This window comes from Stenotrophomonas sp. K-6 (genome assembly GCF_056861555.1).
Genome location: NZ_JBSPUC010000006.1, coordinates 97,409 through 112,221, shown reverse-complemented (window position 1 = coordinate 112,221; position 14,813 = coordinate 97,409). Strand labels below are relative to the sequence as shown.

Below are 14,813 nucleotides of genomic sequence, written 5' to 3'. Positions count from 1 at the left end.
CCCGCTAGATCAGCACCTGCCGCGTGCTGCGAAGAAATTGATGGATTTCCTTTTCGACCGACTCATCCAGCATGTAGACCGGCCGCTGGCCGTTGGGGCAGCGCAGGCTGGGGGTCGTCCCGAACATCCGGCAGATCAAGGGGCGTTCTTCGTAGACCTCACAGCCCTGCTTGCCCAGATACGGACAACTCAGGTCCGCCAGCGCCGCAGCGTGCTCGGCATCGCTCTTGACCGGCAGCCGCGCCACCTCCTCGCTGGAGGCGGTGACCGGGCCACAGCAGTCCGTGCATCCCACGATGCAGCGGAAGGTCGGGATCTGCTCGCGCAGACGCTCGATGGCGTCGCGGGTGGCGTAAGGCATTGCGATGGCCCTTGGAGCAGCGTCGTCGGAGGCCCATTTTACCGTGTTGGCACAGCCTTCACGCCGCAGCAATCGGTGGTCGGCTTGCGGCAGCCTGAACGCTGCGGCGGCGCAGGTTGAATCGCTGAGGCACAGCCGCATTGAACAAGGGCGCCCGCGGTTGGGCGCTCTCAGGAGAAATGCATGCCGCACCATGAAAAGGTCGCCCTCGCGGGCGTCATCGAGCACGTGTTTGCACATCGCTTCACCTTGGTCAGCAACGATCAGGCATATCTGGCCGACCTCGGCCCCAAGGGAGCAGAGGCGTTTCCACTCAAGGAAGGTGCTGCCATCCGGCTGGAAGGAGAACGACGCCCGTCGGAAATCAAAGTGGCCCGTATCGCCAGGAAGGGCGGCAGCTTTGTGGAGGTGGAGCACAAGAAGCCGCATCACGGCCCCAAGCATCATCATCCGGAGGGTCCGGCGGATCCTCGCGTCGCGTTGGCCGCAGTGAAGAAGGATGGCTGGACGCCACGCGGCGAACCCGAGCGCAAGCCCAAGCACTTCGAAGTACTTGCGCGCCGCAAGGGTGGCGAGTGGACCGAACTGCATGTGGACTTCTCGGGTGTGATCTACAAAGAGAAGCACGCAGATCCGGAGAAGTGGGCGCTGTAAAACCCGGTCGGTCTGAAGCACATGGTACCCAGAGCCCTGGACATTCCGGGGCTCTTCCATGTGTGACGCCACACAACCATCACAGGCGCACGCGCATAACATGCGCGCCCCACCGGCATCGGGGCTGACCCAGCGAGCATCGAGCCAAGCACGTGAGCCCACCTTCCCCTGCCCCCTTGTCCGTCCGCTCGGCGGAACGCGCGCTCGATGGCGTGAACTTCTTCCTGGCCGATGTGCGGGATGGGTTGGGGCCTTATCTCGCGATCTACCTGTTGGCCGTCCACAAATGGGAGCCGGCCAGCATCGGCGGGGTGATGACCGTCGCAGGGCTGGCTGCGCTGCTGGCGCAGACGCCGGCGGGCGCGCTGATGGACCGGGTCAACGCCAAGCGGGCCACGGTCGTCATCGCCGCCCTTCTGGTCACCGGCAGTTGCGTCGTGCTGCCGTGGATCACCTCGTTCACGCTCGTGGCCGCGACCCAGGCTGTCAGTGCCGTCGCGGGTACCGTCTTTGCCCCTGCGATCGCGGCCATCTCGCTGGGCATCGTCGGGCCACGGGCGTTCGCGCGGCGCATGGGTCGCAATGAGACGTTCAATCACGCAGGGAACGCCGTTGCGGCGATCCTGGCCGGGGGGCTGGCCTACATCGGGGGGCCGGTCGTGGTGTTCTATCTGATGGCCGCTCTGACCCTGGCCAGCGTGGCCGCGGTGCTGATGATCCCATCCACCGCCATCGACCATGCGCAGGCGCGCGGATCGCCGGCCACACCGGAGCGACAGCCGGGGCCATCCTCCTTTGGCATGCTCCTGCGCGACCGTACCCTGCTGCTGCTGGCAGCGAGCTGTGCGCTGTTCCACCTGGCCAACGCGGCGATGCTTCCGCTGGTCGGTCAGAAGCTCTCCCATACCAGCCCTGCGTTGGCCACCACCTTGACGGCGGCGTGCATCGTCGCGGCACAACTGGTCATGGTGCCGGCCGCGATGCTGGTCGGAACACGGGCCGATGTGTGGGGACGCAAGCCACTGCTGTTGGCCGGCTTTGTGATCCTGCCGATCCGTGGCGTGCTTTACCCACTGTCCGATGCGCCGGCATGGCTGCTGAGCGTGCAACTGCTGGATGGCATCGGTGCCGGTATCTTCGGGGCGCTGATTCCCGTCATGGTCAGTGATCTGACCCAGGGAACCGGCCGATTCAACGTCACGCTCGGTGCGGTTTCGACGGTCTTCGGGCTGGGCGCTGCGCTCAGTCCGGGCTTGGCCGGGGTGATCGTGCAGTTCGCTGGGTATGATGTCGCGTTCCTGACCCTGGCAGCGATTGCAGCCCTGGCCTTCGTGCTGGCAATGGCCATGCCGGAGACCCGACCTCACACGGGCCGCGCTTCCACGGTGGCAGCACCGACGGACGCGACCTGACGCCAGCCCCTGCGTTTTTCCTGAGCCATTCATGCACGTCCCCACAACCTCCCTGATCATCTGGATGGTGACCGCCGTTGCCACCAGCGGTGTCATCTTCCGTCCCTGGCGGATTCCCGAGTATGTCTGGGCACTGGGCGCTGCCGTGCTGCTGGTGGCGAGCGGCCTGGTGCCCGTCCCCACTGCCTTCGCGGCGGTTGCTGAAGGCGGCGATGTCTACCTGTTCCTGATCGGCATGATGGTGCTGGCCGAGCTGGCGCGTCACGAAGGTCTGTTCGACTGGCTGGCCATGTATGCCGTGCAGCATGCCAAGGGATCCGGGCGGCGACTGTTTGACCTGGTCTTCCTGGTCGGCACACTGGTGACCATTTTCCTGTCCAACGACGCCACCGCCGTGGTACTCACGCCGGCGGTTTACGCCGCCTGCAAAGCGGCCCGCGCCAATCCACTGCCCTACTTGTTCGTTTGCGCGTTCATTGCCAACGCGGCCAGCTTCGTGCTGCCCATTTCCAATCCCGCCAACCTGGTGGTGTTCGGCAGCCACATGCCCTCGCTGCCAGAGTGGCTGCGGCAGTTCACCCTGCCGTCGCTGGCCGCGATCGCAATGACGTATCTGGTGCTGCGCCTGGTTCAACGCCGTCAGATCGCACACCCGCTGGCAGAGCGGATCGAGCACCGCGCCCTGTCCGAGGGCGGTCGCCTGTGCGCCATCGGTGTCGGGCTCACCGGCGTCGTACTGCTGGTGACCTCGGCGATGAACGGCCCGCTCGGCGTGACGACCTTCTGCGCCGGTGCGCTCACGTTGGCGGCGGTTCGCCTGCGCCAGCGTCGCAGCCCGCTGCCGATACTGCGTCACGTCGCCTGGGGGGTGCTGCCCCTGGTGGCTGGCCTGTTCGTGCTTGTCGAAGCCGTTGCCCAGACCGGGGTGATCCGCACGGCGGCACACGCATTGGAAGTGCTGGCACGGACCTCGCCTTCGGAAGCCAGCTGGGTGGCAGGGATCGCGGCAGCGGTGGCGAGCAATCTGGCCAACAACCTGCCCATCGGGCTGGTGGCCGGCTCGCTGGGTCAGATGGCGGACCTGCCGGTGCACACCCGCGCGGCGCTGCTGATCGGCGTCGATCTGGGGCCGAACCTCTCGGTGACCGGCTCGCTGGCCACAATGCTGTGGCTGGTCGCGCTGCGTCGGGAGGGCGAGAACGTCAGTGCCCTGCAGTTCTTCAAGCTGGGACTACTGGTAATGCCGCCGGCATTGATCGCGGCGCTCTTGCTGCTCTGACGATCGCGCGTCACCCCGGCGCTGCCGTGACGCATGCCCTCGTCTCAGGCGGCCTTCGGCGTCCACTGGCGCAGCGCGGCGGCTTTCAGCGACTGCTGCCCGCAACCGGTCGGGCAACGCAGTACCCGCGCGGCCGAAGTGCTGACAAAGCCCGCGCCTTCCTGCGCCTTGAAGACCACCTCACAGGACAGGCAGCGCGCCACCATCGAATACAGGTGGACGATGCGGCCGCTGCAGGGATCCTGCAGCGCGTTCACATCCAGCAGGTCGAACTGGCAGCTGTCCGGCATCACGCGCCGGGGAAACGGAAGGGAAACGGTCGTCTGCAGGTTCACGCGTGCCAGCCTGGATGGAGTGGCACTTACTTTATTGACCCTGATGTGGAGCGTGCGTGCACTGGACGACCGTGTCGTGTGATCAGAGCGTGGCCTGCGCCTGCAGCGTGAACACCCAGCTGTCCGGGCGACTTTCATACGCCCCGGGCCGGGCCACATACTGCACCGCAGGCCGCAGGATCAGCCACGGAGTGACCTGCACGCCGTAGTTGAGTTCCACGAACTGCTCGTTGCTCTGCACGTCCTTGCCGGTGATGCGCTGGTACTGTGCAAGGCGGTCGGAGATGTCCAGCCGGGTCCACGCCAGGCTCAGCACATCATCCTCCCGTGAGGCCACCACACCGCGCCAACTCAGGCCGGCTTCCCACGAATACCGCATGAGTCCGGTCTTGGCATCCGCACGCGTGGCCACGCCGAATACCGACAGACCGCGCACGGTGTCGCCTTCGGGCTTCAGCACGCGCTGCGCCAGCTGGATGTACGAACCGCTGCGATGCGACGCGCGCGGTGCGGCCGGATTGCCGATGTCGTCCGCGTTTGAGGTATCCAGGTAATAGCCGACCTTGTAGGTGCCACCGTAATGCTGCCCGGTGTTGCCGTGGCTGTAGCCCACTTCCACGGGCAGGAACAGGCCGGTCTTGCCACGGTCGGACACGCGGAAGCCACTGCCCTCCTGCTTGCGCATCGGCACGACATCGTAAATGCCGGTCTGCGCGTACCAGCCGGAAGGATCGGCCCACTTTACCCGCAGGCCCCACTGGCCGGTCGGGTTGTCCAGCCACCCGGAGCTGTAGATCGGGCCCAGCGGATGGCCGCACTGGCCGTTGTTGTTGAAGTTGCAGGTATAGGGCAGACCGCCGAAGTCATTGCCCATTGAATAGAAACCACCCTTCAGGCTCAGCCGCTTGTCCAGCAGCCAACGCTCATAGGAGAGCTCGTTGAAGCGCAGGTTCTGGCCCTGCCCATAGAAGGCCTGGTTCTGCACGTACGAACCGGTCGAGCGGTCATTGACCGCATTGCCGAAGCGGTCGGAGAACACCACCCGCACCGTGCCGTCGAAGCCGAAGGCCTTGCCGGTATCGATCATGGCGCCGAAATCAACGTGCTCGGCCGTGGACCAGCCGGTGCCCTTGTAGCCGTCGCTGTTGACGCCGGTGGCGATCACGATGCGGGCGCTCGGGGTCACGCCACGGTCCAGCAGCCAGACGCGGGCCGCCCAGTCCGCGCTGAGTGGGGCCTGGGCAATCGTGTCCACCGGCTTGGGTTTGGCGGCCTCTGTGTCAGCCGCCCATGCCGGCAAACCGGTCGCGAGTGCCATCAGCCCGACGCATGCAACGAGGGAGGTGCGCCTCATGCCGAAGCCCTCCGCTGCTTCCGCCTTGTCCACGCGCGTCGCACCAACAGGATCACGACCACGAAAGCCGCAAGCCCCAGGATGAGCAGCGGTAGCCAAAGCCGCGCGATCTTGGCCAACAGCGGCTTCTCACCGCCGTCGCGGATCAATGCGACCTGCGCTTCGGTGACCTGGTCGCCCGGGCCGAAGGTGCTCCGCACGTAGCTGGCGACCGCGGCGATGTCGGCATCACTCAGCGCCTGCACGTACGAACCTTCCGAAAAGTGCGGCATCACCACGTGCTCACCGTCCACTTCGCGGTCGATGCCGCCGATGATGGTCGCCACCAGGTTCTGTGGCCGGACCATGCCGACGGTGCTGTTGTGCACCAGCGACGGGTAGTAACCGTCGTTGCTGCCCTCGCCTCGCGAGCCATGGCAGCTGGCGCAGAGGCCGGAGTACAGCACGGCACCGGAGGCGATGGGCGCGCCCGTGCCACGAATCGCGGGCTCGCCCGGTGCCGTGGCGGCGTCGCCCCAGGCGAATGCAGCACGGGTGGCACCTTTGTCGGCCACGGCCGGCACCGTCCGCAGGTAGGTCACGATCGCGCTGATGTCCTCATCGCGAAGCTTGGAGAGGCTGTTGCTCACCGCTTCGGCCATGCCGCCGCCGGCCTGGCCCTTGCCTTCAACGCGGCCGGTCTTCAGATACGTAGCCAGTTCGTCATCGGTCCAGCCGCCGATCCCGCTGATCGGATGCGACGTGATGTTGGGCGCGTACCAGTCGCCCAGCGAACCACCGGCGAACGCTTTGCCGCCCACTTCCTGCATCATCAGCCCGCGAGGACTGTGGCAGCTGGAGCAGTGGGCCAGCCCCTCGACAAGGTAAGCGCCGCGATTCCACTGCGCGCTTTTCGCTGGATCCGGCTTGAACGGCGCTTTGTCCAGGAACAGCAGGTTCCAGACGGCCATGGAGGAGCGCACGCTGAAGGGGAACGGCAGCTCGGTCGTATGCGCCTCCTCGTCAACCGGTGCTACGCCCTGCATGAAGTAGACATACAGCGCGTGGACGTCCTCGTCGGTCAGCTTGGCGTAGGAGGTGTACGGCATGGCCGGATACAGGTGGGCACCGTCCTTGCGCACGCCCTCGCGAACCGCCTTGGCGAAATCGGCTTCACTGTAGGTGCCAATGCCATGAGTCTTGGACGGGGTGATGTTGCTCGCCCAGATCTCGCCCAGCGGCGAGGCGATCGCGTAGCCACCGGCGTAGGGCTTGCCCTGTTTCGGATTGGTATGACACGCCACGCAGTCCGCCGCGACCGAGAGATAGCGCCCGCGTTCAAGCGTGTCGTCGGCGCGCGCGGTCTGCGTAGCGCCAGCCAGCAGGGCGACTGCGATGAGCAGGAGCGTCTTCATGCGGCACGCTCGATTGCATCGGCCGCGCGCAGGGCCAGTGCGGCCATGGTCAGGGTGCTGTTGACGACGCTGGCCGAGACCATCGCGCTGCCTCCCGGGAGCCACAGGTTCGGGTGGTCATGCGCGCGACAATCGCCATCGACCACGGAGTCGCGCGGATCCGCGCCCATGATGGTCGAGCCCATGATGTGGTTGTTGGCATTGAGCGCGGTGGTGATGACAAATTCTTCGGCGTTGAACAGTTTGCCGATGTGCCGCAGCTGCTCGCAGGACTTGTCGTAGCCCTTGCGCGCGTAGTCGCCCAGCGAGTAATGGATGTCCGGGCAGGCCAAACCATGGCCATCGACGCGGGTTTTGGACAGCGTCAGCCGGTTGGTCGGATCGGGCAGCGGCTCCAGGCTGATCGACAGGTCCACGCCGTAGATCGCGCGGCGTCGGATTTCCGCGTCCAGCGCCTCACCGGCCAGCCCCATCTTCAACGCCTGGTCGGTGGCGATCGCCACCCGGCTGATGTTGTTGAGGATGATCTTGGTCGCCGAATACTCGGAGCGGAAGGCGCCATCGCGTGGCCCGACCATGCAGCTGGATTGCGCCGGGCCACGCCCCAGCCAGATCGGCCGGTCCGCAATGAAGGAGCAATGGAAGCCGGAGTGGTCCAGCATGTTGCGCCCGACCTGATCGGACGAATTGGCAATGCCGTTGGGATTCTGTTCGTTGGCGGCAAGCAGCAGCAGACGCGGCGTTTCCAGCGCGTTGCAGGCGATCACGAAACTGCGCCCGGTGGCCTTGTGGCTGACCTTGTCGCTGTCATACCAGTGAATGGCGGTCACCCGGTTCTGCGCATCGGTGTCGATCTTGTAGGCCACCGACTCGGCCAGCACCTTGGCACCCAGCGCCTCGGCGGCCTGGACGGTATGGACGCCGTTGTACATGGCGCCGATCGGGCAGATTGGCTGGCAGTTGTTGTTGCCACAGCAGGCGGGACGATCATTCCAGGGCTTGATCATGCGTCCCTGCGGAATCGGCACCAGGTTGTAGCCGTGCGGATTGACGACGTCGGCGAATACCTTGTCGCCGTTGCCCCACGGAATCATGTCGGCCAGGTAAGGCTTGGACCGCTCTGATGGGCTCTGCTGCGCCGGGTCATTTGGCCCGGACACGCCCATGGCCTCCTCGGCGCGACAGTAGTAAGGCTCGATGTCCTCATAGCTGATCGGCCAATCGCGTCCTACCCCGTAGGCGGACTGCATCTTGAAGTCGACCGGCAGATGGCGCCAGCAGGAGGCCGCCCAGTGCCAGGTCGTGCCACCGACCGCCTTGATGAAGCCCTGGTGGAAGCTGCTGGCATCGGGGCCGGTCAGGCCGACATAATCGTTCGCCGGAAAGTACAGCGGTGCAGTGGCGAACTTCGATTGCGGGTACGGCCCCTGGAAGTCGCTGCCGATGCGCCGCTCGAAGCTGACGTTGCGCCAGTTTTCAACCACGTCGGAGCGATTCAGGCGCGGCCCGGCTTCGAGCACAAGCACGGATTTGCCAGCGCGCACCAACTGGTGGGCGATCAACGCACCGACGACGCCAGAACCGACGATCACGACGTCGGCATCGGCGTCGCCATCACGGAAAACCGGAGCTTTCATGAGAGGAATCCAGATCTAGAACAGAAGAGAGATGGCCGCGCGGCGTTAGGCGCGTGCTCGAATCGGGGCTGGAGGGGCCGCCGTCCACCAGGCAGGACCGCCTTGGGCATACGTCGGTGGGAAAAGGCCGTCGTCCACGCATCGCTGCATCAGCGCATCGCGATAGGAGACGGTCACGGCATGAACGCCTTTGCCCACGGTACCGGTGTACCACGCGGTGATGATCGCCAGGGCGGCCGGTTTTGCGTCGCCCGCCGCCGCGATCAGCGCCTGCGCGCCAGTCACCTGCCCTGCCAGTGTGACCAGGGTCGGGAACTGCGCATGCAGTTCGGGCTGAAGATGGGCGAACGCCTGCTCGATGCGCTCGGCCGTGGCCGGGTCCAGATCGTTCTTGCCGGTCAGGGCGTGGGAGAGGCCAAGGAACGCGGAATCGGCCTTGGCCGCCGGCGTCGCAACAGCAGCAGAAGTGGCCGCGGCAGGCGGCTTGTCACGGCACGCCGCGAGCAATGAAACCGAACCGACCGCAAGAAGAAAGCCTCTTCGTGTGAGGCCTTGCCGCTGCCGATTCTCTTCCACTCCCTCGGGAATACTCATGATCTCAACTCTGCTCCGTAACACGCCGGCTCCCCGCCCGCAGACCACGGAACGGCTAAGCATCGACGGCGGAAAGGGTACTCCCCTTTTGTGTCGTCACAGGGTGATAAATGAAGACTCACGTGCTACGAACGGCATCAGCGCTACAACGCTGGCCTGTCTCAGTTCCGGAGAGTCGCCATGCGAACCGTATTGTTCAGCGCCCTGGTGGCGATGGCGTTGTCGGCCTGCAATCAGCCCGAGCCTACCGATCAGGGCAAGCACGCCGATACCATCGAGCAGCCTGCACCCGCACCTGCACCGGCGGGCGACGCGTCCTCGCGCAACGTGCCCGGCGGTGGCAGTGGAACGGCGGCCTCCGAGGCGCAGGATTCCGGGCATGGCACAGAAACCCCGGCAGAGCCCACGCGCGACTCGCCACCGAAGCGGTAGGTCGTCATGACGCCACTCGATAAGCCGCTTCGCCGGGAAGTCCAGATCGGCGACGAGTGCTACACACTCACCCTCGATCCGGAGGGGCTGAAGCTGGTTCCCAAGGGCAAGCGGAACGGTGTGACCCTGAAATGGGCGGAGCTGGTCAACGGTGACGCGGCGCTGGCGACAGCGCTTCAGGCGTCACTCGGGCACTGAGTGACGGCGCTCCATTCAGGTTGGTGGCAACGGGAAAGCAAGCAGACGCAGGATCAGGGACAATAGCGGCCCACCGTAAGCCCCGGGCTGCTGGCGGATGCCCCGTCGGGGCCATCGCGCGGCGCCCCATGCCCGTTTTCCTGCTGCCTCCCGGATCCGAATTGAATACCACCGCCCTGCCCCTTGCCGATGACGACCTGCCCCTGACTGACCGCCTGCGCACCGCGCTGGACCTGCTGGAGGCCATCGAAGCCGACCGCAGCGTGCTCGATACGCTGCCCGAGGCTGATCGCGTCCGCCTGCACCAAGTGGTGGCCAAGGTGTATCACCCCGAGCCCAAGGCCCGCCGGGCGAAGCTGAAGCAGCAGGCCAAGGCCCGCCATCAGGAGAAAGTGGCCAAGGCCGAGGCGCTGCTGGAGCAGACCGGTATCCGTGCGCTGCGCCGCAAGCCAGTGTTCAGCACCCCGAACTACTTCCCCCCGCACGCCGCCGGCCTGCATGACGCTTCCAACGGAGAGAACGCGGAGGCCACCCCGGCGCCAGTGCACTCCCCCGAGCTGCGCCACTGCTACGTATGCAAGCAGAAGTTCACCCAGCTGCACCACTTCTATGACCAGATGTGCCCGGCCTGTGCCGAGCTGAACTTCTTCAAGCGCACCGAGACGGCCGACCTCACCGGTCGCGTCGCACTGCTCACCGGCGGCCGGGTCAAGATCGGCTACCAGGCGGGTCTGAAGCTGCTGCGCGCCGGTGCCGAGCTGATCGTGACCACGCGTTTCCCGCGTGACTCCGCGGCCCGCTACGCCGAAGAGCCCGATTTCGCGCAGTGGGGTCACCGCCTGCAGGTGTACGGTCTGGACCTGCGCCACACGCCCAGCGTCGAAGCGTTCTGCAACGAGCTTCTGGCCACCCGTTCGCGCCTGGATTTCATCATCAACAACGCCTGCCAGACGGTCCGCCGCCCGCCGCAGTTCTATGCGCACATGATGGCCGGCGAAACCGCCGCGCTGCATGAGGTGCCCGAGACGCTGCGCAAGCTGATCGGCGATTACGAGGGCCTGCGCAGTGCCGAACTGCTCGGCACCACTGCCTCGGCCGCGCTGCCGGTGGTCCAGGGGCGTGATTTCAACGCCGCCAACGGCCTGACCCGCGCCGCCGAGCTGTCACAGGTGCCGCTGCTGGACGACGAACTGGTGGCCCAGCAGCATCTGTTCCCGGATGGCCGGCTGGATCAGGACCTGCAGCAGGTGGATCTGCGCGGTCGCAACTCCTGGCGCATGCTGATGGCCGAAGTGCCGTCGGTGGAGCTGTTGGAAACCCAGCTGGTCAACGCCATCGCGCCGTTCATCATCAATGCGCGCCTGAAGCCGCTGATGCTGCGCACGCCTGAGCGTGACAAGCACATCGTGAACGTTTCGGCGATGGAGGGGCAGTTCTACCGCAACTTCAAGACCACCCGCCACCCGCATACCAACATGGCCAAGGCCGCGTTGAACATGATGACGCGCACCTCGGCGGCCGATTACCAGAACGACGGCATCCACATGAACAGTGTCGACACCGGCTGGGTGACCGACGAGGATCCGGCGGATATCGCGGCCAAGAAGGTGAAAGAAGAACGCTTCCATCCGCCGCTGGATATCGTCGACGGCGCCGCGCGCATCGTCGATCCGATCATCCACGGGTTCAACACCGGCGAACATGTCTGGGGCCAGTTCCTGAAGGACTACGCGCCGACCGACTGGTAAGCGCATCCAGGGGCGTGTTCCGTCCGTATAGCGTGGATGGAACGCCGCCGTTTCGAGGGGCAAGGGACAGGAGGCCCACTTTTCCGGCTTCGGCCATGGCTTCCCTTCCCCAAGTCGACCCACGATGAGTCCCCCCACCTCACAACGCGACGAACGCAGTGCAGTCCTCAGTGCCATGCAGGTCGATGGCCTGGCATCCTTGCCTGCGCTGGACCGGCTCACCGCACTGGCCGGGTACACCTTCGATGCCCCGGTGGCATTCGTCTCGATCCTCGGGGATGTGGAGCAGCGCTTCCTTTCCCGGATCGGCCTGCCCATGGCGCAGACCGACATCCGCGCCTCGATATGCGCCCACGCCGTCACTTCCGATGGCGTGCTGGTGGTGCCGGATCTCCAGCAGGACCCCCGCTTCCGTGAGAATCCGCTGGTCACCCACAGCCCATATCTGCGCTTCTACGCCGGCGCCCCCCTGGTGGCCAAGAACGGCGTACCCATCGGGGCCTTGTGCATCATGGACACGCGCCCGCGCACGTTCGACAAGGGGGATCAGGACCAACTGAGTACCTTGGCCGAACTGGTGGTCGCGCAGCTGGAGTTGCGGGCGATGTCCGGTCGGCTGGACCCGGTCAGCGGCCTGCCAAGCCGGCACCAGTTCCATGCGGATCTGCCCGGGATCATCGCGCGTTGCGCCGAAGGAACGGCGTATGCCGTTGCCGTGGACATCCTGGACATTCCGCGGGCCAACCAGGTGGGCCAGGTCCTGGGCCTGCGCCCACTGGAGACCCTGATCCGGCGCGCCGGTGTCCGCCTGCGCGCCGCGCTGGGGGGCATGGCAACGGTCTACCACGTGGGGGTGACGCGATTCGCCTTCGTGGTGGACCTGCCCACCGCGACACAGGTCGAGGCGCTGGTCCTGGAGTTGAGAACGCGCATGCTGCGTCCGCTGATGGCCGCCGCGGTCCCGATGTCCCCCCGTTTCCATGCTGGCATCTGTGCGATCGATCCGGATGAAGAAGACAGCCACGACCTGTTGCGGCGGCTGCTGGTGAGCATGCAGGGCGCGTTCGACGCGCGGCAGCCGCTCTGCTGGTACTCCGCACAGCGCGACGACACGATGCACCGCGCGTACCGCTTGGCCTCGGATGCCGAACGCGGCCTGCAGAACGGCGACTTCCATCTGGACTACCAGCCGCGCTTCACTCTCGACGGTCGGCGCCCGGTCTCGGCCGAAGCGTTGATCCGGTGGAGCCACCCCACTCTGGGGCCGATCAGCCCGGGTGAGTTCATTCCGGTCTTCGAGCGGACCGCACTGATGGATGAGGTGACCAACTGGGTGCTGGACACGGCGCTGGACCAGGTCCGGGCGTGGCGCGCCCAAGGGCAGGACATTCCGGTCTCGATCAACCTGTCCAGCAGTTATCTGTCCAACGCCTCGGCCTGGCAGGACATCCACAGCAAGCTTGAGCACAGGGCACTGCCGTTCTCGATGATCGAGCTGGAGATCACCGAAGGCGAATGGCTGCGTCCGGGGTCTCCGGCCATCGCCCACATTGCGGCGATGGCACAGGCCGGCATCACGGTGGCGATCGATGACTTCGGCAGTGGCTACAGCAATTTCAGCTACCTGTCCGACCTTCCCATCCACACGGTCAAGCTGGACAAGTCACTGATCGATGGCATCGCCAGCAGCTCGCGCGCCCGCGCCAAGGTCTCTGCCATCCACCACCTGGCCCACGAGCTCGGCTACCTCACCGTGGCCGAAGGGGTTGAGCAGGAAGCGCAGATGGGCGCGCTGGCAGACATGGGGATCGACGAAGTCCAGGGCTACCTGCTTGCCCGACCCATGGCGCCGGCGGCGGTCATGCAGCTTTTCCAGCAGGCCGCGACTAACGGGTAGCCGCAGACGGTGCGTTGATCAGCCGCCGGACTCCGATGCGGCCTGGCAGCGTGCGCCAGACACGGTCAGAGTTTGAACACCTGCTGCAGCTTGCGCGCGAACCATCCACTGAAGACCAGCGGCGCATCCAGCGCTGACACACAGATGCACGCGACACCGGGGGTGGTCACGGGCTGATGCTCGACGTCGCTGTCCAGATCGGCCACATCGCCGGGGGCAAAATGTCCCAGTGAATCGTCATAGGCGCCGCGCAGAATCTGGGTCAGCTCGCTGTTCCCATGGCTGTGCATGGGCAGGCATTTGCCGGGGGCGATCTTGAGCATGATCAACGACGGGTGCGCGGGTGCACGGATGCAGTGGACACCCGGCGCCATCCACCGCCATTTCAGCGAGCGGTAGGACGTCCCGAAATGCGGTGCCAGCGCGGCCGGGAGTTGATCCGGGTCGTGACCAGCGGCGCTGCGGGCCACTGTTTCGTCCTGCACGCCACCCGCAGGTACGTCAGTATCCAGCCGCTCCAGCATGGTCTGCCGCAGTGCGGCCTGGCGATCCTCCGCGGAAGGCGGCGACAATTGCTGCTCCAGCAGCAGTCCGCCCACCCGTTCGGCCGAGCGCAGGTGCTGCCGGCAGTGCGCGCAGGCTTCCAGGTGCGCAGCGGCGACCACAGACATTTCCGGGGCCAAGGTCCCGGTGGCAAAGCCCAGGACGGTGGCCGGATCCAGATGGTGACGAGGGTTCACTGCCGCTCTCCCATCAAGGACTGCAGCTGAAGAAACGCGCGTCGGATATGGGATTTCACGGTGCCCAGTGGCATATGCAGCTCGTTGGCGATCTCGGCGTGTGTCTTGGCTTCGAAGTAGGACATCCGGATCAATCGGGCCTGCGTTGCGGACAGTTCGTCCAGCCGCTGCTTGAGCCTGACGTGCTCGGTATGCCGTTCGGCCAGCGAGCCGCCGCCGTCCTCTTCCTCGGCCGCCTGCTCCACCACCTCGTGGGCATGCACCCAGATATGTTCGCGACGCACCCGGTCGATATGCAGATTGCGCGCCACCCGATAGAGCCACGTGCCCAGGCTGCTGCGCGCCGGGTCATAGAGGTCGGCCCGGTTCCACAGTTTCAGCAGCACTTCCTGGGCCAGATCCTCGGCCACACCATCGGGCGCCCCCAGCCCACTCAGGTAGCGGCACAGGCGCGGCATGAAGTGATCGTAGATGCGCATGAAGCACTCTCGATCGCGCGACGTGGCGACGCCGGCCATGTCGGCCGCCCAGGTTTTCAGCTCCGGGCCGGGTTGAGCGGGAACGGCAATCATCCGGGCTGCCTCGAAGGGCGTCATCCTGGCGGTGGACGGGTCAGTGTCCATCGTAGGCGAGTTCCGGCAGATCGGGGACATGGGCTTCATGGACGTGTGTACGGACGGCCACGCGGTTTGGATGCAACCCCTGCGTGCCGTGCGGGCGCCAGGTGTGGACGCGGTGGCTTCACGCGATCCCAAGGCCGGCTGGACAAGACTCGCTG

15 protein-coding genes are annotated in these 14,813 nt (G+C 65.8%); 7 read left to right on the top strand and 8 right to left on the bottom strand.

Features of this window, described 5'->3' with window-relative positions:
* Positions 1–4: 4 nt before the first annotated feature.
* Positions 5–361: a YkgJ family cysteine cluster protein gene (locus AC13F7_RS17450; protein ID WP_481467451.1), complete on the bottom strand. Its 357-nt coding sequence runs from the start codon at positions 359–361 to the stop codon at positions 5–7.
* Between the two features lie 183 nt (positions 362–544).
* Between AC13F7_RS17450 and AC13F7_RS17445 the strand changes: the two genes are divergently transcribed.
* The 3 genes from AC13F7_RS17445 to AC13F7_RS17435 all read left to right on the top strand — a co-directional run bounded on the left by AC13F7_RS17445 (position 545) and on the right by AC13F7_RS17435 (position 3,706).
* Positions 545–1,015 carry a hypothetical protein gene (locus AC13F7_RS17445; RefSeq protein ID WP_483002458.1) on the top strand — a complete coding sequence of 157 codons (471 nt, stop codon included), beginning with the start codon at positions 545–547 and terminating at the stop codon, positions 1,013–1,015.
* A gap of 176 nt (positions 1,016–1,191) precedes the next feature.
* Positions 1,192–2,427 carry an MFS transporter gene (locus AC13F7_RS17440; protein ID WP_483002457.1) on the top strand — a complete coding sequence of 412 codons (1,236 nt, stop codon included), beginning with the start codon at positions 1,192–1,194 and terminating at the stop codon, positions 2,425–2,427.
* 31 nt (positions 2,428–2,458) lie between these two features.
* Complete coding sequence (locus AC13F7_RS17435; RefSeq protein WP_483002456.1) at positions 2,459–3,706, top strand: arsenic transporter; 1,248 nt, start codon at positions 2,459–2,461, stop codon at positions 3,704–3,706.
* 44 nt (positions 3,707–3,750) lie between these two features.
* On the opposite strand, the gene AC13F7_RS17430 is transcribed toward AC13F7_RS17435, so the two are convergent.
* The 5 genes from AC13F7_RS17430 to AC13F7_RS17410 all read right to left on the bottom strand — a co-directional run bounded on the left by AC13F7_RS17430 (position 3,751) and on the right by AC13F7_RS17410 (position 9,020).
* Positions 3,751–4,041 carry a hypothetical protein gene (locus AC13F7_RS17430; protein ID WP_483002455.1) on the bottom strand — a complete coding sequence of 97 codons (291 nt, stop codon included), beginning with the start codon at positions 4,039–4,041 and terminating at the stop codon, positions 3,751–3,753.
* Between the two features lie 82 nt (positions 4,042–4,123).
* Entirely contained in the window at positions 4,124–5,359 is a 1,236-nt protein-coding gene (locus AC13F7_RS17425) for a carbohydrate porin (protein WP_483002454.1), read from the bottom strand.
* A 32-nt stretch (positions 5,360–5,391) separates the two neighbouring features.
* The gene (locus tag AC13F7_RS17420; RefSeq protein WP_483002453.1) at positions 5,392–6,789 is read right to left on the bottom strand and encodes a c-type cytochrome; all 1,398 of its coding nucleotides are present in this window, start codon (positions 6,787–6,789) and stop codon (positions 5,392–5,394) included.
* Positions 6,786–8,426, bottom strand: a complete 1,641-nt coding sequence (locus tag AC13F7_RS17415) for a GMC family oxidoreductase (RefSeq protein ID WP_353085582.1) — start codon at positions 8,424–8,426, stop codon at positions 6,786–6,788. The genes AC13F7_RS17420 and AC13F7_RS17415 overlap by 4 nt, the downstream gene beginning before the upstream one ends.
* 45 nt (positions 8,427–8,471) lie before the next feature.
* Positions 8,472–9,020, bottom strand: a complete 549-nt coding sequence (locus AC13F7_RS17410; RefSeq protein WP_483002452.1) for a sugar dehydrogenase complex small subunit — start codon at positions 9,018–9,020, stop codon at positions 8,472–8,474.
* A gap of 180 nt (positions 9,021–9,200) precedes the next feature.
* Between AC13F7_RS17410 and AC13F7_RS17405 the strand changes: the two genes are divergently transcribed.
* The 4 genes from AC13F7_RS17405 (at position 9,201) to AC13F7_RS17390 (ending at position 13,295) form a co-directional block, all read left to right on the top strand.
* On the top strand, positions 9,201–9,452 hold the full coding sequence (locus tag AC13F7_RS17405) for a hypothetical protein (RefSeq protein WP_481467465.1): 252 nt from the start codon (positions 9,201–9,203) through the stop codon (positions 9,450–9,452).
* Positions 9,453–9,458: 6 nt separating this feature from the next.
* Entirely contained in the window at positions 9,459–9,650 is a 192-nt protein-coding gene (locus tag AC13F7_RS17400; RefSeq protein WP_481467467.1) for a hypothetical protein, read from the top strand.
* A 128-nt stretch (positions 9,651–9,778) separates the two neighbouring features.
* Positions 9,779–11,398, top strand: a complete 1,620-nt coding sequence (locus AC13F7_RS17395) for an SDR family NAD(P)-dependent oxidoreductase (RefSeq protein ID WP_483002451.1) — start codon at positions 9,779–9,781, stop codon at positions 11,396–11,398.
* 124 nt (positions 11,399–11,522) lie between these two features.
* Positions 11,523–13,295 carry an EAL domain-containing protein gene (locus AC13F7_RS17390; RefSeq protein ID WP_483002450.1) on the top strand — a complete coding sequence of 591 codons (1,773 nt, stop codon included), beginning with the start codon at positions 11,523–11,525 and terminating at the stop codon, positions 13,293–13,295.
* Positions 13,296–13,360: 65 nt separating this feature from the next.
* Here AC13F7_RS17390 and AC13F7_RS17385 read toward each other — a convergent pair whose 3' ends face one another.
* Both AC13F7_RS17385 and AC13F7_RS17380 read right to left on the bottom strand, forming a co-directional pair.
* Positions 13,361–14,035, bottom strand: coding sequence for a ChrR family anti-sigma-E factor (locus AC13F7_RS17385; RefSeq protein WP_483002449.1), 675 nt, complete (start codon positions 14,033–14,035; stop codon positions 13,361–13,363).
* Positions 14,032–14,658: a sigma-70 family RNA polymerase sigma factor gene (locus AC13F7_RS17380; RefSeq protein ID WP_483002448.1), complete on the bottom strand. Its 627-nt coding sequence runs from the start codon at positions 14,656–14,658 to the stop codon at positions 14,032–14,034. The genes AC13F7_RS17385 and AC13F7_RS17380 overlap by 4 nt, the downstream gene beginning before the upstream one ends.
* Positions 14,659–14,813: the final 155 nt, after the last annotated feature.